This window comes from Candidatus Thiosymbion oneisti (genome assembly GCF_900092655.1).
GTDB lineage: Bacteria > Pseudomonadota > Gammaproteobacteria > Chromatiales > Chromatiaceae > Thiosymbion > Thiosymbion oneisti.
Genome location: NZ_FLUY01000315.1, coordinates 1 through 17,823, shown reverse-complemented (window position 1 = coordinate 17,823; position 17,823 = coordinate 1). Strand labels below are relative to the sequence as shown.

General features: G+C 60.6%; 18 protein-coding genes. 14 read left to right on the top strand and 4 right to left on the bottom strand.

The genetic code is table 11. From position 1 onward, the window contains the following. Positions 1-138: 138 nt before the first annotated feature. Entirely contained in the window at positions 139-1,290 is a 1,152-nt protein-coding gene (locus BQ17_RS02920) for a vWA domain-containing protein (protein ID WP_089724217.1), read from the bottom strand. 151 nt (positions 1,291-1,441) lie between these two features. On the opposite strand from BQ17_RS02920, the gene BQ17_RS20095 reads away from it, so the two are divergent. Next, positions 1,442-2,812, top strand: a complete 1,371-nt coding sequence (locus tag BQ17_RS20095; protein ID WP_141699056.1) for a hypothetical protein — start codon at positions 1,442-1,444, stop codon at positions 2,810-2,812. 292 nt (positions 2,813-3,104) lie between these two features. On the opposite strand, the gene BQ17_RS02910 is transcribed toward BQ17_RS20095, so the two are convergent. Further along, the gene (locus BQ17_RS02910) at positions 3,105-3,479 is read right to left on the bottom strand and encodes an Hpt domain-containing protein (protein ID WP_089724215.1); all 375 of its coding nucleotides are present in this window, start codon (positions 3,477-3,479) and stop codon (positions 3,105-3,107) included. 174 nt (positions 3,480-3,653) lie between these two features. On the opposite strand from BQ17_RS02910, the gene cysM reads away from it, so the two are divergent. The 4 genes from cysM (at position 3,654) to BQ17_RS22300 (ending at position 8,112) form a co-directional block, all read left to right on the top strand. Then, positions 3,654-4,544: a cysteine synthase CysM gene (gene cysM / locus BQ17_RS02905; protein ID WP_089724214.1), complete on the top strand. Its 891-nt coding sequence runs from the start codon at positions 3,654-3,656 to the stop codon at positions 4,542-4,544. Positions 4,545-4,955: 411 nt separating this feature from the next. Next, entirely contained in the window at positions 4,956-6,266 is a 1,311-nt protein-coding gene (cbiE, locus tag BQ17_RS02900) for a precorrin-6y C5,15-methyltransferase (decarboxylating) subunit CbiE (RefSeq protein WP_089724213.1), read from the top strand. Positions 6,267-6,637: 371 nt separating this feature from the next. Next, positions 6,638-7,372, top strand: coding sequence for a precorrin-2 C(20)-methyltransferase (gene cobI / locus BQ17_RS02895; RefSeq protein WP_089724212.1), 735 nt, complete (start codon positions 6,638-6,640; stop codon positions 7,370-7,372). Between the two features lie 206 nt (positions 7,373-7,578). Continuing rightward, positions 7,579-8,112, top strand: coding sequence for a thermonuclease family protein (locus BQ17_RS22300; RefSeq protein WP_218068030.1), 534 nt, complete (start codon positions 7,579-7,581; stop codon positions 8,110-8,112). 655 nt (positions 8,113-8,767) lie between these two features. Here BQ17_RS22300 and BQ17_RS02885 read toward each other — a convergent pair. Next, on the bottom strand, positions 8,768-9,472 hold the full coding sequence (locus BQ17_RS02885; protein WP_089724211.1) for a hypothetical protein: 705 nt from the start codon (positions 9,470-9,472) through the stop codon (positions 8,768-8,770). A gap of 373 nt (positions 9,473-9,845) precedes the next feature. Between BQ17_RS02885 and BQ17_RS02880 the strand changes: the two genes are divergently transcribed. From BQ17_RS02880 to kdsB, 9 genes are all read left to right on the top strand, one after another. Further along, positions 9,846-10,469 carry a MotA/TolQ/ExbB proton channel family protein gene (locus tag BQ17_RS02880; protein ID WP_089724220.1) on the top strand — a complete coding sequence of 208 codons (624 nt, stop codon included), beginning with the start codon at positions 9,846-9,848 and terminating at the stop codon, positions 10,467-10,469. Beyond that, a complete protein-coding gene (locus tag BQ17_RS02875; protein WP_089724210.1) occupies positions 10,466-10,891 on the top strand; it encodes an ExbD/TolR family protein in 426 nt (141 codons plus the stop codon). Before BQ17_RS02880 ends, BQ17_RS02875 begins: the two co-directional genes overlap by 4 nt. After that, entirely contained in the window at positions 10,888-12,660 is a 1,773-nt protein-coding gene (gene msbA / locus BQ17_RS02870; RefSeq protein WP_089724209.1) for a lipid A export permease/ATP-binding protein MsbA, read from the top strand. Before BQ17_RS02875 ends, msbA begins: the two co-directional genes overlap by 4 nt. Before the next feature lie 20 nt (positions 12,661-12,680). Next, positions 12,681-13,670: a tetraacyldisaccharide 4'-kinase gene (lpxK, locus tag BQ17_RS02865; protein WP_256091454.1), complete on the top strand. Its 990-nt coding sequence runs from the start codon at positions 12,681-12,683 to the stop codon at positions 13,668-13,670. Then, positions 13,663-13,851 (top strand): Trm112 family protein, encoded by a 189-nt coding sequence (locus BQ17_RS02860; RefSeq protein ID WP_089724208.1) that lies wholly within the window; start codon positions 13,663-13,665, stop codon positions 13,849-13,851. Before lpxK ends, BQ17_RS02860 begins: the two co-directional genes overlap by 8 nt. 594 nt (positions 13,852-14,445) lie before the next feature. After that, positions 14,446-14,913 (top strand): antitoxin PaaA2 family protein, encoded by a 468-nt coding sequence (locus BQ17_RS02855; RefSeq protein WP_089724207.1) that lies wholly within the window; start codon positions 14,446-14,448, stop codon positions 14,911-14,913. Next, positions 14,910-15,212: a type II toxin-antitoxin system RelE/ParE family toxin gene (locus BQ17_RS02850; RefSeq protein ID WP_089724206.1), complete on the top strand. Its 303-nt coding sequence runs from the start codon at positions 14,910-14,912 to the stop codon at positions 15,210-15,212. The genes BQ17_RS02855 and BQ17_RS02850 overlap by 4 nt, the downstream gene beginning before the upstream one ends. 198 nt (positions 15,213-15,410) lie before the next feature. Then, positions 15,411-16,364: a DNA-methyltransferase gene (locus BQ17_RS02845; RefSeq protein WP_089724205.1), complete on the top strand. Its 954-nt coding sequence runs from the start codon at positions 15,411-15,413 to the stop codon at positions 16,362-16,364. Continuing rightward, the gene (kdsB, locus tag BQ17_RS02840; RefSeq protein ID WP_176722265.1) at positions 16,340-17,134 is read left to right on the top strand and encodes a 3-deoxy-manno-octulosonate cytidylyltransferase; all 795 of its coding nucleotides are present in this window, start codon (positions 16,340-16,342) and stop codon (positions 17,132-17,134) included. The genes BQ17_RS02845 and kdsB overlap by 25 nt, the downstream gene beginning before the upstream one ends. Here the strand turns inward: kdsB and BQ17_RS02835 are convergent. Then, positions 17,111-17,671: a Uma2 family endonuclease gene (locus tag BQ17_RS02835; protein WP_089724204.1), complete on the bottom strand. Its 561-nt coding sequence runs from the start codon at positions 17,669-17,671 to the stop codon at positions 17,111-17,113. The two genes, kdsB and BQ17_RS02835, sit on opposite strands and share 24 nt — an antisense overlap. Between the last annotated feature and the right edge of the window lie 152 nt (positions 17,672-17,823).

Here is a 17,823-nt window from a genome sequence, read left to right as displayed (position 1 = left end):
ATGAATTTTTCCATTATCCTGTTGTTTTATAAAGGGATTATTCTATAAACGGTTCATTTAGTTCACGGAACCAGGTTCCTAGTTATACCCGTCACACCCTCCGAACAACGCCAAATAATTCAGGATTGCTCAAAGCCCCTAGTAATAGTAGGGCTCAGCGCCGTCCGGCAACTCTTTGATCTTCTTCGCCAGCAGCAATTTTGCTTCTTCGATCTCCCTTGTAAACGGCTGTCGAATCGCCTCGAAAAAGCTGTTATCGAAAGCGTAGTTGCCGCTACCGCGCGGGGCCTCCACGCCGACCGCGATGTCGTGCCTGGCCCCATCTACGGGTAGGTAGGAACGCAAGGTGACGACATAATCGCTGTGCAGTAGGTTCCGGATCTCCGCAAGGATAGGTCGCATACCGGATGGCCTCTTCCCGACTCTGTAGTAGATACCGAGGGAGTTCTTCGACAAGGCTTCGAGGTTCTTGAAATGGGCGCGATTGGTAGGCGAGTAGGCCAGCGAATAGATCGGATAAGGGCTGGGCAAAGCGGCGATGCGCGTCATCAGGTCCTCGCGGGTGATTGCGCTGCCCTCGTCCTTGCCGTCGGACATCACGAGCACCGAGCAGGAAACGACAGAATTGGAATCCTCGGAGCTCGTGCCGCACATCCGCAACGCGGCGTCGATAGCGTCGTATAAACGGCTCTTCAGGCCATCCGCACGCATGGCGGCAAGGCGACGAGCGAGCGCCCTCCCGTCGCGCTCGAACCGAGACACGACGGCATAACCCTCCTTGGTGTCCCGAACCAACAACACGGCCACCTCGTCCTGGGGACGCTTGCCCTCGATGAATCGAACCGCTGCTCGCAGCATCTCCTCGAACGGCGTATGGGCCTTGGATCGAAGGGCCTGGGATTCGACCCCCTCGGTTTTATGGCCCATGGATTGACTGGCGTCGATCACAAACACGGACCGGGTGGCCTCCCGACGACCACGCATCGATTGAATGCCGAACTGCCGCTTCCTCGGATCATAGGGGCGGCCTCGAATCATCAAGAGGACATTGTATTCGTTCAGATCGGGTAAGGGCTGCATCTTATCGTCGAATGTACGCAAATAGATCCGGATGAAGGGATACAAGGAGAAGTCGGTATGATAGATCACCACTGCGTGTTCGCCGGGAGCGGCAAATCCGTACCCTGAGGCGGATACCGTACCGCTGAATAGAATCAATACGACGATCATCCCGATCCGTCTCAGGCGTTCCAAGACGGAGCCCGGTAGGCGTGAGCCTCGCGTTCCCATAATCAATACTCCTCCAAAGCTCCAACTCAGCGGTTGTGGGGGATAGAAATCTCTCGCTTATTTCGTGCCATGATATGTCGGAGACCAAGCAGTCGGATCGCCTAGATTCGACTTAGGTTGCCTTACCACCTTTGGCTTCGGCTTTCTCGGCTTGACCGTTAGCTTTACCTTGACCCTTTGCTTTGCCTTGGCCTTGCGCTTGGTTTTTACCGCAGGTCCCTGTCCTTTAGGCTGCTTAGGTGTTTCCGCCCCCGGATCGAGCGGCGACGACGCGGCGGTCGCACTTGGCTTCGGCGTTCTCGGCTCGGCCGTTTTCTTTGCCTTGGCCTTGCGCTCGGTTTTTGCCGCAGGTCTCTGTCTTTCAGGCCGCTTAGGTACCTCTGCCACCGGATCGAACAGCGACGACACAGCGGACGCACTCGGTGTCGCGGACAGGAGCATTGGCACGGACGGCTTGGCCGGCACCTCACTTGGGTACTTCTCGAAAATCTCCGTCCACGAGCTGTCAGAGACGGGTTGGGGTCCCCTCCCCGGAGCGAGCGGTGATGCGGCAACCGCACTCCGCTTCGGCCTCTCCGATTCGGTCGTTTTCCGGGCTTTTGTCGTAGGTCCCTGTCTTTCAGGCTGCTTAGGCGCCCCTGCCCCTGGATCGAGCGGCGACGACGCGGCAATCACACTTCGCTTCGGCATTCTCGACTCGGCCGTTTTCTTTGCCTTGGTCTTGCTCCCGGTTTTTGCCGCAGGTCTCTGTCTTTCAGGCCGCTCAGATGCCTCCGCCCCCAGATCGAACAGCGACGACACAGCGGACGCACTCGGTGTCGCGGACAGGACCACTGGCACGGACGGCTTGGCCGGCACCTCACTTGGGTACTTCTCGAAAATCTCCGTCCACGAGCTGTCAGTCGGATCGAGCGGTGATACGGCGAACGCACTCCGCTTCGGTCTCTCCGATTTGGTCGTTTTCCGGGTTTCTGTCGTAGGTCCCTGTCTTTCAGGCCGCTTAAGTGTCTCCGCTCCCGGATCGAGCGGCGGCAACACGGCAGCTGCACTTCGCTGCGGCGTGCTCGACTCGGCCGTTTTCTCTGTCTTGGTTTTGCGCTCGGTTTTTGCCGCAGGTCCCTGTCTTTCAGGCCGCTTAGGTGCCTCCGCCCCTGGATCGAGCGGCGGCAACACGGCAGTTGCAATTCGCTGCGGCGTGCTTGACTCAGCCGTTTTCTTTGTCTTGGTCTTGCGCTTGGTTTTTGCCGCAGGTTCTTGTCTTTCAGGTCGCTTAGGTACCTCTGCCCCCAGATCAAACAGCGACGACACAGCGGACGCACTCAGTGTCGCGGACGGGACCATCGGGACGGGCTGCCTGGCCGGTAGCTCACTTCGGTGCTTCTCGAAGAGCTCCATCAAGGGGCCGTCGGAAGCGGTCTTAGGTACCCTGGTCACCGCCAGTTGTTCATTGGAAAACACAGAGGGCAGCCCCTCAGTGAATCGAGTCGGCTCGGTAGCCGGTGCCGTACCGACTCCCGACTGAAGGGTTGTTCCCGCCGCGTCAGGTTGCGACGCCTCAGCGGGGACAGATTGCTCGGACATGGGCTTCGACGACAGGCGGTCTGACCAAGGCTGCGCGGGTGGTGATTGGTTGGGAGAAGGTATCAGGCTACCAAAGAACACCACCAGCCAGATCACGATCGCCACCCCACCGACCCACAGCGGGAGTTTCGACACCAGGACGGTAAGGCGGGTGGCCGATAGAGAACGGGGCGGTGGAGTATCCATGGGTGATGGCTACATGTTTACGAATACACGGCCGATCTTTTATCCCGTTACTCGGTCGGTGTCATGGTGCGAGTCAACCGTTCCGCTTCCCGCACCACCTGCGCGAGTTCGGCATCGACGCGCTCCCGGTCGCCGGCCTTGGCGGAATCCTCCAACGCCTTGAGATGGGCATCGAGGGCGGGTACGCCGCAATAGCTAGTCGCGCCGCGCATGCGGTGAGCAGTCGCGGTGAGCAGCGGCCAATCGCTGGCCTGGAAGCAGCGCCGCAGATCGGAGAGGTCCTGAGGGAGCCCACGCACAAGCATTTGAACCAGCTCGCGGGCGAGGTCCAGGTTGTCGCCCGCTATCTCCAGGGCCGCCGCCTCGTCCCACGCCGGCAAGTCGGTAGCAATGGATTCCGTGTTTACTCGCTTTTCTTCCATTTCAAGATTTCCTCCGGCCCTTGGCAGGTGTGTATCCGGCCCCAACTCTAACACTCGGCACTGGTGCCTTCCAGAGTCTTAATGCCGCCGGTCGGTCCTTTCTCGGACTCTCCTTCTGGTGCACAATTACCTGGTCGAGCCATCAACGAGCCCGCGCACCGTGGGCGGAGATCCATGCACAATCCGACCATCGAGGCCTGCGTCGGCAACACGCCCCTGGTACGCCTGCAACGGCTGCCGGGAGAGACGGACAACCGCATTCTGGTGAAGCTGGAGGGCAACAACCCGGCCGGGTCGGTAAAGGACCGCCCGGCGCTGAGTATGATTCGGCGCGCGGAAGAGCGCGGCGAAATCACCCCCGGAGATACCCTCATCGAGGCCACCAGCGGGAACACAGGGATTGCGCTGGCCATGGCGGCGGCCATCCGGGGCTACCGGATGGTCCTGATCATGCCCGAGCACATGAGCCTGGAGCGGCGTGCGATCATGCAGAGCTTCGGCGCCGAGATCCTGCTCACGCCCCAGGCAGGCAGCATGGAAGCGGCCATCGACCTGGCGCGGCAGATGGAGGCTCAGGGGAAGGGCAGGATCTTGGATCAATTCGCCAATCCCGACAACCCGCGCGCCCACTACGAAGGCACGGGACCGGAGATCTGGTGCGACACCCAGGGCGCCGTCACCCACTTCGTCAGCTCCATGGGCACCACGGGCACCATCATGGGTGCAGGGCGCTATCTCAAAGAGCAGGACCGATCGATACGGATCATCGGCGTGCAGCCCGAGGAAGGTGCCAGCATACCGGGCATCCGCTGCTGGCCCCAGGCCTACTTGCCCAAGATCTACGACCCCTCCGGCGTGGACCGCATCATCCATGTCTCCCAGGGGCAGGCAGAGCAGACGACGCAGGAGCTGGCGGCACGGGAAGGCATCTTCGCTGGCATCTCCTCGGGCGGCGCGGTCGCCGCGGCCCGCGCGCTCAGTGCCGAGCTCGAGGGTGCGGTCATCGTAGTCATCATCTGCGACCGGGGGGACCGCTACCTGTCCACCGGGGTCTTTTCCACCTAGACCACACGGCCCGCCAGGGATCCTCGTCCCGGTGGCATGCGCCGCCGGGGGCGAAATGCGCAGCCGTAGCGACCAACAAGCGTTCGAGCCGGCCCGGACTATTCGACAATGGCTGTGACTCGATGCCGACGGCTTTTTGAGTGAAGAAAACGCGAATGTGGGCATGCTCAAATTATGTCGTTTTTGGTCGCTTGCGTCTACCCTCCGTCCAAAGCCAGGTGTGTATAAATCTCCGGCTTTCAGCCACCGGCCGCCTGGCAAGCTGTGCCCACCGACGATTCACTCGGCTGCAATCAGACCGCGGTTGTTGACCGCGGGACGGTTTGAACCGCAGAGACGCAGAGGACGCAACAGGGAAAACCAATCCGCCAAGATCATGTTTTCGAGAAAATTTATACTTGTTCGCCCCGGATGACCACGTCTTGCTACATCATCGGGGTGCTCGATAACGGCATCGCCGGTCTGACGCCGGAAGCTCTGGCGCGGCTGCGCGGCGTCGATCTGGTCATCGGCAGTGCACGTACCCTGGCACTGTTTACCGACCAGTTGCGTACCGGGGCACGGACCCGTGAGCTCACCGGCCAACTCGAGAAGATCCCGGACTGGATTCGGGAGGCCCAAGCACAAGGCCACAGCGTCGCGGTATTGGCAACCGGTGATCCCTGGTGTCACGGCATCGCGGGAACTCTAGGGGCGTGGCTGATGCCTGGCACTTACGAGGTGGTGCCCAACGTATCGACCGTGCAATTGGCATGCGCCCGGCTCGGGCTGGCCTGGCAGGACATGCGGATCGTCTCCGTACATCGCGGCGACACCGGGGAATGGCATGAGGGCGCCGGACCCGAGCATGGGCTGTATCCGATGCTGCGGGCGCTGGATCGGAACGACCGGCTAGCCGTCCTGACCAGCCCGGACAACACCCCCGATCGCATTGCGCGCATGGTGGTCGCGGAGGGGCTGGACGAGGACCTCCGGCTTGCCGTTGCCGAGCGCCTGACTCGGGACGACGAGCGTATCGTCTCCGACTGCACCGTCAAAGAAGCCGCCGCTCGCCGGTTCGCCGACCCCAACGTCCTCTTGCTGTGGCGTGAGATCCCACGGCGCCGCGCGGTGCTGTTCGGATTGGCGGATGATGCCTACCTGCAACGCCGGCCGCAACGGGGCTTGATTACCCGGCGCGAGATACGCGCCGTGTCCCTGGCACGACTGGCCCTGCGTGCCGACAGCATCGTCTGGGACGTCGGCGCCGGCTCCGGCGCCTTGGGCCTGGAGGCCGCCCGCTTGTGCGCGGACGGCCATGTCTATGCCATCGAGCAAAACCCTGCGGATCTTAAGATCGCCGCCTACAATCGCCATCGCTTGGGAGTCCACAACTACAGCCTGGTTCAGGGCAAGGCCCCGGCGGGGCTGGACGCCTGGCCCGATCCCGACGCCGTATTTATCGGCGGTTCAGGCGGGGAGCTGGCCGCGCTGATCCGGCTGGGCCTGCAACGCCTCAGGCCCCAGGGCAGACTGGTGATGAACCTGGTCACCTTCGAGAATCTGGGAACGGCCATCACGCTGCTCAAGGCCTCCGGTGCAGTCTGGGATGTCACCCAGCTCCAGGCGTCTCGCAGCCGGTCCGTTCTGGACATGCACCGGCTGGCAGCCGAGAATCCGGTGTGGATCCTATGCGCGCAGGTAGGTGAGAACCACCAAATAGACACGAATGGGCACAAATGATGTGGATCCAATGTGTGGCAGGTAAGGGTAGGATGCGGTGAGCGCCTGCCTACCGCCCCAGAAGGGTGTCGCAAAAGTCCCTCTCCCGCCGGGAGAGAGCCTGCGCCGAGCGCAGCGAGGGGGCTTGAGGAGAGGGGGTCAAAGGGCGAAGATCGGTGCCTTTTGCGACACCCTCCCCGGGGATGGGGCGGGCAGGCAGCAAACCGCATCGACCAGCTACCCTTTTTTGAACCGCAAAGGCGTGCAGGGCGCAAAGATTTTTTTGTGGGTAAGGTTATTCGTATCCAAGCCAGCGCACTCCAGAACGCGGTAAATGCCTGCTGCCCGCAGGGACGCCCGAGGCAGGCCGTAATCATTCAGCCCCCTACTTCATGATTGATAAAGGTATCTTATACGGCATATCCCTGGGTCCGGGCGATCCCGGATTGATTACCCGTCGTGCCTGGGCGTTGCTGGAGCAGGACGATGTCCACTGGACCTACCCGGTGCGCGGCAAGGGCCACCAGAGCTTTGCATTGAGCATTACGCGGGCCGCGGGGCTGAGGCCGCCGTCCGGCTGTGAGCCCTTGGTCTTCCCGATGACCCACGACCAGGCCCGGCTCGCCGCGGCCTGGTCCGCGGCCGCACAGCGGGTAGGGGAGATACTGCGGCAAGGCCGCGACGTGCTCTTCCTAGTGGAAGGCGACGCCTCCATCTACTCCAGCTTCGGTTATCTGGCCCGCACCCTCACCGCGCTGGACCCCGACACCAGAGTGGAAACCGTAGCGGGGGTCTCCTCCTTCAGCGCATCGGCGGCACGCTTACAAATGCCCCTGACGGACCTCGACGACCGCATGGCCATCCTCCCAGCCGGTTACGGCACCGACACCGTGGATCACCTGCTGGACGAGTTCGATACCCTGGTGTTGCTCAAGGTCAAACCCCTACTGGACGACATCATCGACCTGCTGGCACGCCGCCGGTTGCTGGAACACGCCGTCTTCTGCGAGAAGACCGGGACCCCGGAGGAACGTATCGTGCGGGATCTGAACTCTCTGCGCGGGACGTCGGTCAACTATCTCTCCTTGCTGCTGGTGAAAAACCCGGATCGGGTGGGGGGGAGATAGGCCGTGGTTGTAGTGGAGGGTCTGGTCACGGGAGGGAGAAACGGGAACCATGAAGGGGGTTGCTGAATCGGAGACGGTCCTGGTTGTCGTCACCAGACCGGGGGCCTGCAGGCGTAGGGGTTGGTGTAACGCTTGAAATCCGGGGATGTGTCTTAATAGTAAGATGGTATCCCCTTCCTGTGTCAACGATTGGGAGAGAAAGGGCTATGGCAACGCGAATTGACAACGTAAAGCTAACTAAGGTAGTCGATGGCGATACCGTCAAGGTGGAGATCGAGGGCCAACAGGAATCCCTGCGGCCTATCTGTACCGACACCGAGGAAAGCCGTCCTGGAAATAAACCGGTTACGAACGCTGGCAAGGAGGCCTCACGGCTCGCTAAGCAGTATTTCGGTTGTAACGAGAAGGGATTTCCACAAAGCGATGTCCGAGTGGACATCGAATTCGACACGTCGGACCCCCGGCATGTTTGCCTCCAACGTCACCGAGGAAATTATGGAAGGCTCCTCTGCTATGTTCACAAAGACGGGGAGAACTACAATCTCAAGGCCGTACGTGATGGTTGGTCACCCTACTTCGTCAAATACGGACGTTCCAGGCTCTATCACGAAGACTTCATGGTCGCCGAAGCCGATGCGCAAAGCGCTACCCGCATGATTTGGGACCCCCAGACGAACGCGAGAGGTGCAAACCGTGATTATGGTGCACTGATACCCTGTGGCACCTACGGGACAGCGTGATAGTGGATTACCGCGACCGAGGTCTACAGGCCGGCGTACTTTCGGTGCGGTTGGACTATACCGACATCAATAATAGCTGCCGACAACAAAAGCCATATTACCGTGCTATGCGACCTACAAGGTGGCATCAATCTGTGGCCGGGAGATGGAGCTTTGATCTTCGCAGGCTCCCCTACCCACAAGTTCAATTTGTGGATTCCGGATCGAACAAGCGATTCTGCGCGATCCATACTTCAACTCATCGAGATGCGTTATGCGGGTTTCGGTCGCGGATACTCGTATGTCTCTGGGTCCGCCGAGCTATACAAGGGCAACCCCCAAATCGTGCTAACCGATCCTGCTCAACTCTCTGATAATCCTCCAGTCAACTGATTTTCGGAAGCCTTGAAAGAACATTCGGTAAAGGTGTCGTGTTGGGTTACGGCGCGTTCAACGTTGTTTGTGTTCTTCAGGATCGGGCAGCGCGCCTAACCCAACCTACACCCAACACGAGGTCCGCGCAGACAGACAGCGGGAGGTAATGTGGGTGTAGGTTGCGTTAAGACGCCGGCACTGACCTGGCAGACAATCAGCGCGCCTGGTGCGTCGAACGCAACCCGTCAAACCCTGTCCCGACGCAGGGGGGATCTTTTCCCTCCGCACGACGCCAAATAATTCAGAATCGTTTCGGCTCGAAACCGGGCTGGTTCTTGACCTCCATGAGCTCATCGCCGACCGCCAGCACCAGAAAGCCCTGTTTCTCCGCGTAGGCGAGCACGTTCTTTTCTACGCTGAGACTGGCGAGGATTCCCACCAAGGGCAGGGCGTCATGCTCGGGAAAGAAGGTTCGGAACTCGGCGATGTCGGCTACGAAGCCGTCCACGTCGGTGCTGCGCAGGGTCGCCTTGGTGCTGTTGAGGCAAACGCAATCGGGGGTTACCACCAGGGCGTCGAATTCCTTCACCCGCCCGTCGGGCAACCGGCGCTTGAGCCGGACCATGAGGTCATAGGCGGGCTCGTTCAGGCGCTCCTCGATAACACGGGGCAGACTCGGGGCGACCAGGTCTTCGACCAGGGTGCCCAACTTGTTGGAGAGCTCCCCCCACTTTTTGTTCATCTCCCGCTGCTGCCGGCGCGCTTCGTCTTTGAAGTCACGCATCTCGTCCTTAAAATCACTCATTTCATCCTTAAAATCACTCATTTCATCTTTGAAATCACTCATTTCATCCTTGAACACACGCATTTCGTCCTTGAATAGGCGCAGCTCCGTTTCCGTTTGCCGTTGCGAGTCGTAGAGCTTGCGGAATTCGGCGCCGACACTCCGGACGAAATCCTGCACGGTCTGTTCGAGGCTATCGATACGTTCGATGACGGCTGCCATAATCAGCTCCCAGAATTTTGGAAACCAGGAATCTTGGAGACCAGAGAGAAAATAGCCGGCTCACGGCCCGGATGCAAGCGGGGTCGGTTTTCGCCTTCCGGCCCGAGGCCCTAACGGAAACGGAAATCGCCTGAGCCCGAATTCTGCTTCGGGTATCATAGATGCAACTATGGGCGCGGGTAGTGGGGTCGGTGCTCGGCCCGATCGCGCGTGTGACTTCGCGGGTCGGAGAATCCCTGGAGGGGGTCTTGCAAGGCCCTGTGACGGACGGCGGCGAAGGTTGCCCATCTCGGTTGAGCTTTAGGGAAGGCGGGGTGAGTCTGTCGTGTCTGCTTGGATCGACATGCATTTCGGGAACCCGAGTAATTTCCAGGTGTTGGAGTTGATGAGGGCCGGCGGCTGGTTGATGCTGCCGATCCTTGCCTGTTCGGTCATCGCCATGGCTATTGTCATGGAACGGCTGTGGACCCTGCGTCGGCGCAGGGTCATGCCCGAAGGCTTGGTTACTAAGATCCGGGAGTGGCACTGCCGAGCGCAGCTCACGGAGGAACGCCTGCTCAAGGTGCGGGATGGCTCTCCCCTGGGGCGTATCTTGACCGCGGGCTTGGTGAACCGGGAGTATTCCCGGGAGGTGATGAAGGAGGCCATTCACGACACCGGCCGTCAGGTGGTGGCGGAGCTGGAGCGCCATATCAACACCTTGGGCACGATTGCCGCGGTGACACCCTTGCTGGGGCTGTTGGGGACCGTCATCGGGATGATCGAGGTCTTCGGGGTCATCATGGAGGCCGGCGTGGGCAATCCGGGGGTCCTGGCGGGCGGCATCTCCAAGGCCCTGATTACCACCGCCGCCGGCCTTTCAGTGGCCATCCCGGCCCTGATGTTCCACCGCTACTTCAACGGCAAGGTCGATAAGCTCACCATCGGCATGGAGGAGCAGGCCCTGAAGCTGGTGGAGATCATCAAGGGCGAGCGCGCGGAGGACGGTGTCAAGTGAACCTGCGCCCGCATCGCCTCGAGCCCCCCGATATCAACCTGACGCCGATGATCGACGTGGTCTTCCTGCTCCTGATCTTTTTCATGGTGTCCACTACTTTCCAGGAAGACACCCGCATCCGGGTCCGGTTGCCGGAGGCCCAGGGCGAGGCCGTTCCCGCCGAGATGCCCCGAGCCCTGGAGATTACCATCGACAGTGCGGGCGTCTTCTATGTGGACGAACGGATGCTAGCGGACCGCGAGCCGGCTACCCTGCAGCAGGCGATCGCAGCCGTGGTCGGTGAGGAGCGGGAGCGCCCGGTAATCATCAGGGCCGACGCCGCGACCCCACACCAGGCGGTCATGACCGCCATGGATGCGGCCAGCCGGCTCGGGCTGTTGCGCTTCTCCCTTGCTGCAACCCGGCCCGACGCCCCCCGATGAGCGAAGCGGACGCCGTCGTCGCGGGCCCCGCCCGGCTGGTCTACCGGCGCCTGCTCGGCTACGCCCGCCCCTACTGGCGGCCCTTTTCCGTCTCGATCTTGGGGATGCTCATCTACGCGGCCACCGAGCCGATCTTCGCCGCTATGATGCAACCCCTGTTGGACGGCAGCTTCGTGGACCGCAATCCGGATGTGGTGCGCACCATGCCGGTGCTCTTGGTGGTCCTGTTCGTCGTCCGGGGTAGCGCCGGGTTCGTGAACACCTACTTCCTCAAATGGGTGGGGCGGCGGGTGGTGGCGGACCTGCGCCGGGAGATGTTCGAGCACCTGATGCGCACCCCTACCCGCTATTACGATCGTCACAGCTCCGGTCAGATCCTGTCCAAGTTCACCTACAACGTGGAGAACGTCGCCCAGGCCACCACCACGGCCTTGACCACCCTGGTGCGCGATGGGTTCACCGTCATGGGCCTGATCGCCTATATGCTGTACATCAATGCTTCCTTGTCGGCGATCTTCCTGCTGACGGGGCCCGCCATGGCGGGGGCGGTGAAGTACGCCTCCAAGCGCTTTCGCCGTCACAGCCAACGCATCCAGGACCGGGTGGGTGAGTTGACCCATGCCGTCCAGGAGGCCATCGACGCCCAGCGGGTGGTCAAGGCCTTCGGCGGACAGGCCCAAGAGCGGACCCGCTTCGGCCATGTCAACGAAAAGACCCGCTCCTTGCAGATGAAGATGATCGCTACCGAGGCGGCCAGCGTTCCTCTGGTGCAGCTCATCTCGGCCCTGGCGATCGCCGTGATCGTCTACCTGTCCACCATGCAGGGGCTGCAGGAGGGTATCTCGGTGGGGACCTTCATGTCCTTCGTGGTGGCCATGGGACTGCTGTTGCCGCCGGTCAAACGCCTGACCTCGGTCAATGCCCATCTGCAGCGGGGTATCATCGCCGCCGAGAGTCTGTTCGAGCTCCTGGATACCCAGACCGAAAGCGACACCGGCACCCGCACCCTGGGCCGCGCCGCAGGCAGGGTGGAGTATCGGGGGGTAGGCCATGTCTACGACCCGGACCAGGGGCCCGTGCTCGAGGACGTGACCCTCACCATCGAGCCGGGAGAGGCGGTCGCCTTCGTAGGGCGTTCCGGCAGCGGCAAGACCACCCTGGTCAGCCTCTTGCCACGTTTCTATGACGCGACCTGCGGGCGGATCCTCATCGATGGCCTGGAGGTGCGGGAGCTAACCCTGAAGAGTCTGCGCGACCAGATCTCCCTGGTGACCCAGGATGTGGTCCTGTTCAACGACTCGGTGGCGAACAATATCGCCTATGGCCGTCCGGGGCAGGTGGACCTGCGGGATATCGAGCAGGTGGCCCACGCGGCCCATGCCCTGGACTTCATCCGTGCGCTCCCCCGCGGCTTCGAGACCCCCATCGGCGACCGGGGGGTGCTGCTCTCCGGCGGGCAGCGCCAGCGCATCGCCATCGCGCGGGCCATGCTCAAGGACGCCCCCATCCTGATTCTGGACGAGGCCACCTCCGCGCTGGACACCGAGTCGGAGCGCCATATCCAGGCCGCCCTACTGGAGCTGATGCAGCACCGCACCACCCTGGTCATCGCCCATCGGCTCTCCACCATCGAGCATACGGATCGAATCCTGGTCATGGATCAGGGACGCATCGTGGAGCAGGGTCGGCACCTGGACCTGCTGGCGCGGGGGGGATCCTACACGAGGCTGCACCGGATGCAGTTCCATACGGGTCCGGCGGCCGCATGAACGGATCGGCGAGCCGGATCATGATGACCCGTCTTGCTGGGGCGGTTTGGTACAACGGCCACCCGCTCTCCTCCGCCTTGCTGCCCTTGAGCTGGCTCTATTGCGGCGGCGTCAGGTTGCGGCGTCTGGCCTATCGGCGGGGATGGTTGCACAGCCGTCGCCTGCCGGTCCCCGTGATCGTGGTAGGTAATCTCACCGTCGGCGGTACCGGCAAGACCCCCCTGGTGTTGGGGGTAACCGATTTATTGCGCCGCCGGGGTTACCGGCCCGGTATCCTGATCCGAGGCTACAGCGGTAGCGGGACCCGGTGGCCCCGGTTGGTGACCGGGGACGATGATCCTTTCCAGGTGGGAGACGAGTCGGTCCTGCTGGCACGGCGCAGCGGTTGCCCCGTCGTCGCGGGGGCCGATCGGGTCGCGGCCGGCGAGCTGCTTCTGGCTAACTGTGAATGCGATATGATTGTGAGCGACGATGGGCTCCAGCACTATGGCCTGCGGCGAGATCTGGAGATCCTGGTGATCGATGCCTCCCGCCGGTTCGGCAATGGGCGCTGTCTGCCTGCCGGACCCCTGCGTGAGCCCGCGGCCCGGGGTCGCGCAGCGGACCTGACCCTATGCAATGGTAGTCCTTGTCCAGGTGGGCAGGTGATGCGCCTGGCTCCCGGACCGCTGGTCAATCTCGCTGACCGGGAGATCACGCGGGATCTGGGGGAGTTGCGTGGGCAACGGGTCACGGCGGTCGCGGGGATCGGCAATCCCGACCGCTTCTTCGCGCACTTGCGCCGCCGGGGACTGCATGTGAACGAGCGGCCCTATCCGGATCATCACCCGTTCCGCCGTGAGGACGCGGCATCCTGGCCCCCGGGGCCGGTGGTCATGACGGAGAAGGACGCGGTCAAGTGCACCGGGTTTGCGCGCCCGGATTTCTGGTATCTGCCGGTGGCGTCGCGGCTCCCCAGCGGGTTCGAACAGCTGCTGTTGGAAAAACTGAAGGGTATCGGCAATGGATAAAAGACTCCTGGACATCCTGCGGTGTCCCGTGTGCAAAGGCGTCCTCTACTATGACAAGACGGCCGCGGAGCTCATCTGCCGGGGCGATCGCCTGGCCTACCCGATCCGGGACGATATTCCCGTGATGCTGGAAGAGGAGGCACGGACGCTGGGTCCCGAAGAAGAGGTCCCCGCGGCATGAGCGGATAAAAGACTTTTTGAACCGCAAAGACGCAAAGGAATTATGGTTCAAACACTCTTCATCTATCCGCAGATTACACAGATTTTCGCAGATTGTTTCTATTTTTCATCTGCGAAAATCCGTGTAATCTGTGGATAAGAAAGAGGTTGGAATGCTGAGTCCTCTGCGGTTCGGTTACTATCGGTTTGCAGGTTGGGCAAAGCCCGTAGGATGCGGTGAGTGAAACGAACCGCATCGATCAGCTATCGGTAGTGGTTAAGGTTTAAATGGAAACATCGCCACCCGCAGTGGGTTGGGCACGCCACACGCAGCACCCCCTCTCCCTCCGGGAAAGGGCTGGGGAGAGGGGATCGAATAAAAGAGACGTAATGAGATACATGGCTCAACTGGATCTGCACAATAACATACAGGGACCTTGAAAAATCCCATCCTGGGGATTCTTTGCGGTGTCCTGGAGAGGGTTTTTTGCTCTCGACGCAGCCTTTTATAAACGCCTTAAAACGACTTTTTTGTAACCTTGGGGACTTACATAATTTCTACCATTCATACACAATCAAGGCATTATAATTTCCTCGTTTGATAGAGGATTTCACCATGTTCAGCATGACCCTGGAACAGCTTTGCGCCATGACCAGCGCCGGCGGCGTGAAGGACATCACTGTGAAGGGACAAGGGGGCGGCTTCTTCGTGGAAATCGCCACCCGGAGCGGACAGGACGCTGTTTTGTCGAAGACTGGGAGTACCGAGCCGCGCCGCTTCGGCAATCCCATCGCCGCATTGAACGTGCTGCGCGACGTAGGCATCACAGTCGGTCAGTTCGACGCCAGCGAATGGGACCCGGCTGAGAAGGAAGAAACCGCCGGCAATCGGGGTCGCGCCGAGGCGATGCGTGAGGCCCACAAAGCCGCCGCTTATAACGAGTGGCTGGCTGCTCAAATTCAGGAAGCCATCGACGACCCGCGGCCAAGCATTCCGCATGCTGAGGTCATGGCCGAAATGGATGCCGAGATTGCCGCCATGACCGGCAGGAAGCGCATTGTTCACGCCGCGGACAAAGCGTGACGGCGAAGGCTTACCGCATTGAGTGGCGACCAACAGCCCGCAATGACTTGCGCACCATCGTCCGCTACATCGGGAAGGATAACCCGGTGCACGCCGGAAACTTCGGGCAGGAAATACGCGACCAGACCAAACTCCTCGCGCAGCATCCCGAGCTCGGGCGTACTGGCCGACCAGGCTCGTCGGCCGATGTGCGCGAGCTGGTCGCGCATCCGAATTACATCGTTTTTTACCGGGTGTTGGTCGAGGCCCGCACCGTGCAGATTTTGACAGTGAAACACGCGGCGCAACAAACGCCGTAACCGGGTGACAGGTTGGTTGAGTATAGGAAAAGCAAAGATGTCAGGTATGCTGCGCTTTGCCCAACCTCCGGTTGGTTATCTACAAGGGCTGCCTTTACGGAAAATCTTCGTGCCTTTGCGGTTCAACTCACCAGGGCGGCTAGCAATACTTCTGTTTTCATTTTCGACAGCTCTTTGGTCGAGCGATAACCTATCCTTATGATCCAACCATTTTTCACCACCTGTCACGGTCTCCTTTACGAAGGTGATTGCTTGAAAATCCTTGGCCGCATGAGATCCGAGTCTATTGATACCATATTTGCCGATCCCCCGTTTAATATAGGAAAAGACTATAAAAACGGTTACACCGACAAGGTTTCCAAGACCGAATACATTGAATGGTGTCGAGAATGGATTCTGGAGTGTTGCCGAGTCTTGAAGGGAGGAGGTACATTTTTCCTCTATGCTATGCCTGAGCTGGCCGTGCAGTTTGCGCCGATCATGGGCGAACACCTCGATTTCAGGCATTGGATAGCCCTGACCATGAAAGGAACCTACCCGCGCGGAAATAAACTCTATCCTGCTCACTATGCCCTATTGTATTATACAAGAGGTAAGCCCCGTGTGTTCAATAAGCTCCGATTACCGATTCCGACTTGCCGCCATTGTGGCAAGGAAATTAGAGACTACGGCGGACACCGTAGCAAAATGAATCCTGAAGGTGTGAACCTCACGGATTTTTGGGAAGATACCTCACCGAACCGCCACAAGAAGTTCAAGGTTCGTCCCGGCGTCAATGAATTGAAGTTGGTTATCCCGGAACGCGCCATTTTGATTTCTACCAATCCTGGAGATATTATTTTAGATCCCTTCGGAGGCGGTGGATCCACCTATCAGGCAGCAGAAATACATCACAGAAACTGGATTGGCGTAGAGCTTTATGATTCGGAGCACATTCGTAAACGACTCGAAGAAGGTTACATGTTTTCTGCAAATCAGGAACCTGGTTTTAATTACAAGGCTTTGTTTACCCATGAAGATAAGCAAGATTCGATGGTTTTTCTAAAGAGGCAATCCCCAAAAAGGTTACAAACAAAGGCAAGGGCTGAACAAGTGGCTCTTCGATTTTCCGGTTTGAACCCAAATCCATGGCCGGAATCGATTTCAAAGTAGTTATCCCGGCCCGCTATGGCGCCAGCCGGCTTCCCGGCAAGCCGCTGCTCGAGATCGCCGGGGTGCCGCTGATTCGACACGTCTATGAACGGGCCAGAGAGTGTACCGCCAACCAGATTGTGATCGCCACGGACGATGTGCGCATCGCCGAGGTCTGTACCGCGTTCGGCGCCGATGTGGCCCTGACCAGGAGCGATCACCACAGTGGTACGGACCGCATTGCCGAGGTCGCTGCGACCCGTGGCTGGCCGCGGGACAGCATCCTGGTTAACCTCCAGGGCGACGAGCCCTGTATGCCGCCGGCCCTCATCGACCAGGTGGCGCGCGACCTGGCAGGCCACGGCTCGACCGGCATGGCAACCCTTGCCTATCCGATCCACGCTGCACAGACCCTCTTCGATCCGCACACGGTCAAGGTGGTCACGGATGCGGATGGTTACGCGCTCTACTTCTCGCGTGCCCCCATCCCCTGGCATCGGGACGAGTCCCTCGGGGCGCACGAACCCTTGCCCCAGGGCGTTCGATTCCTGCGCCACATTGGCCTGTATGCCTACCGACTCGCCTTTCTCATGCGCTTTGTCAGCTGGCAGCCCGCCCCCTTGGAGCTGGCCGAATCCCTGGAACAGCTGCGGGTACTCTGGCACGGCGAGGCGATCCACGTGACCCAGGCCCTCGAGGAGCCGGGCCCAGGCGTCGATACCCTGGAAGATATGGAGCGGGTGATCCGATGTTTAGAGACAGCCCCTTCAATCCGCCCACAGCAGCGATAGATCGAATACGATGGCGTCGAACGGTGGGAGCGAAACCCGATCTTGGCCGTTCAAGGTGGTGAGCAAGCGCCACCTTCCCGCATCACTCTCAAGGGCCTCCAAGGTGTGCAATTGGGGATCGATGAGCCAGACGTGGTTCACGCCGTATTCCGCATAGATCGGCAGTTTCTCGACCCGATCGCCTGCGGCCGTTCCGGGGGACAGGATTTCACAGACCCAGTCCGGGACCAGCTCGAACCAGGCGGTTTCCGGTAGGGCCGGCAGGCGGGTCCGACGCCAGCCCGCCAGATCCGGGACCAGGACATGGGGCCCGAGATGCAGCTCGGGCTCGTCCAGAATCCACCACCCTCCCGGCCCACCATGGCCCTTGTCGAAAGGGCCATCGAGCGCTCCACCGAGCGACGAGCTCGCTCGCAAGTGCCTCGGAGCCGGTCGCGGATGGGTGACTAAACGGCCGTTGACGATCTCGGCAACCAAACGCACCGGAACCCGTAGCAGATCCTCATAAGTCGCTTGGTGTTCGGCGGGTTCGGCCATGGTTATATACTTCCACACGGAACAATCTGCGCATTTCACTCCCTCTGCCTCCGGGAGGGTGTCTAAAAACCAACCCATTGATTTTCGGCTGGCTCCCCACGCTCCAGCGTGGGAGCAGATCCCGACGCTCCAGCGTCGATTAAGCGCCTCGG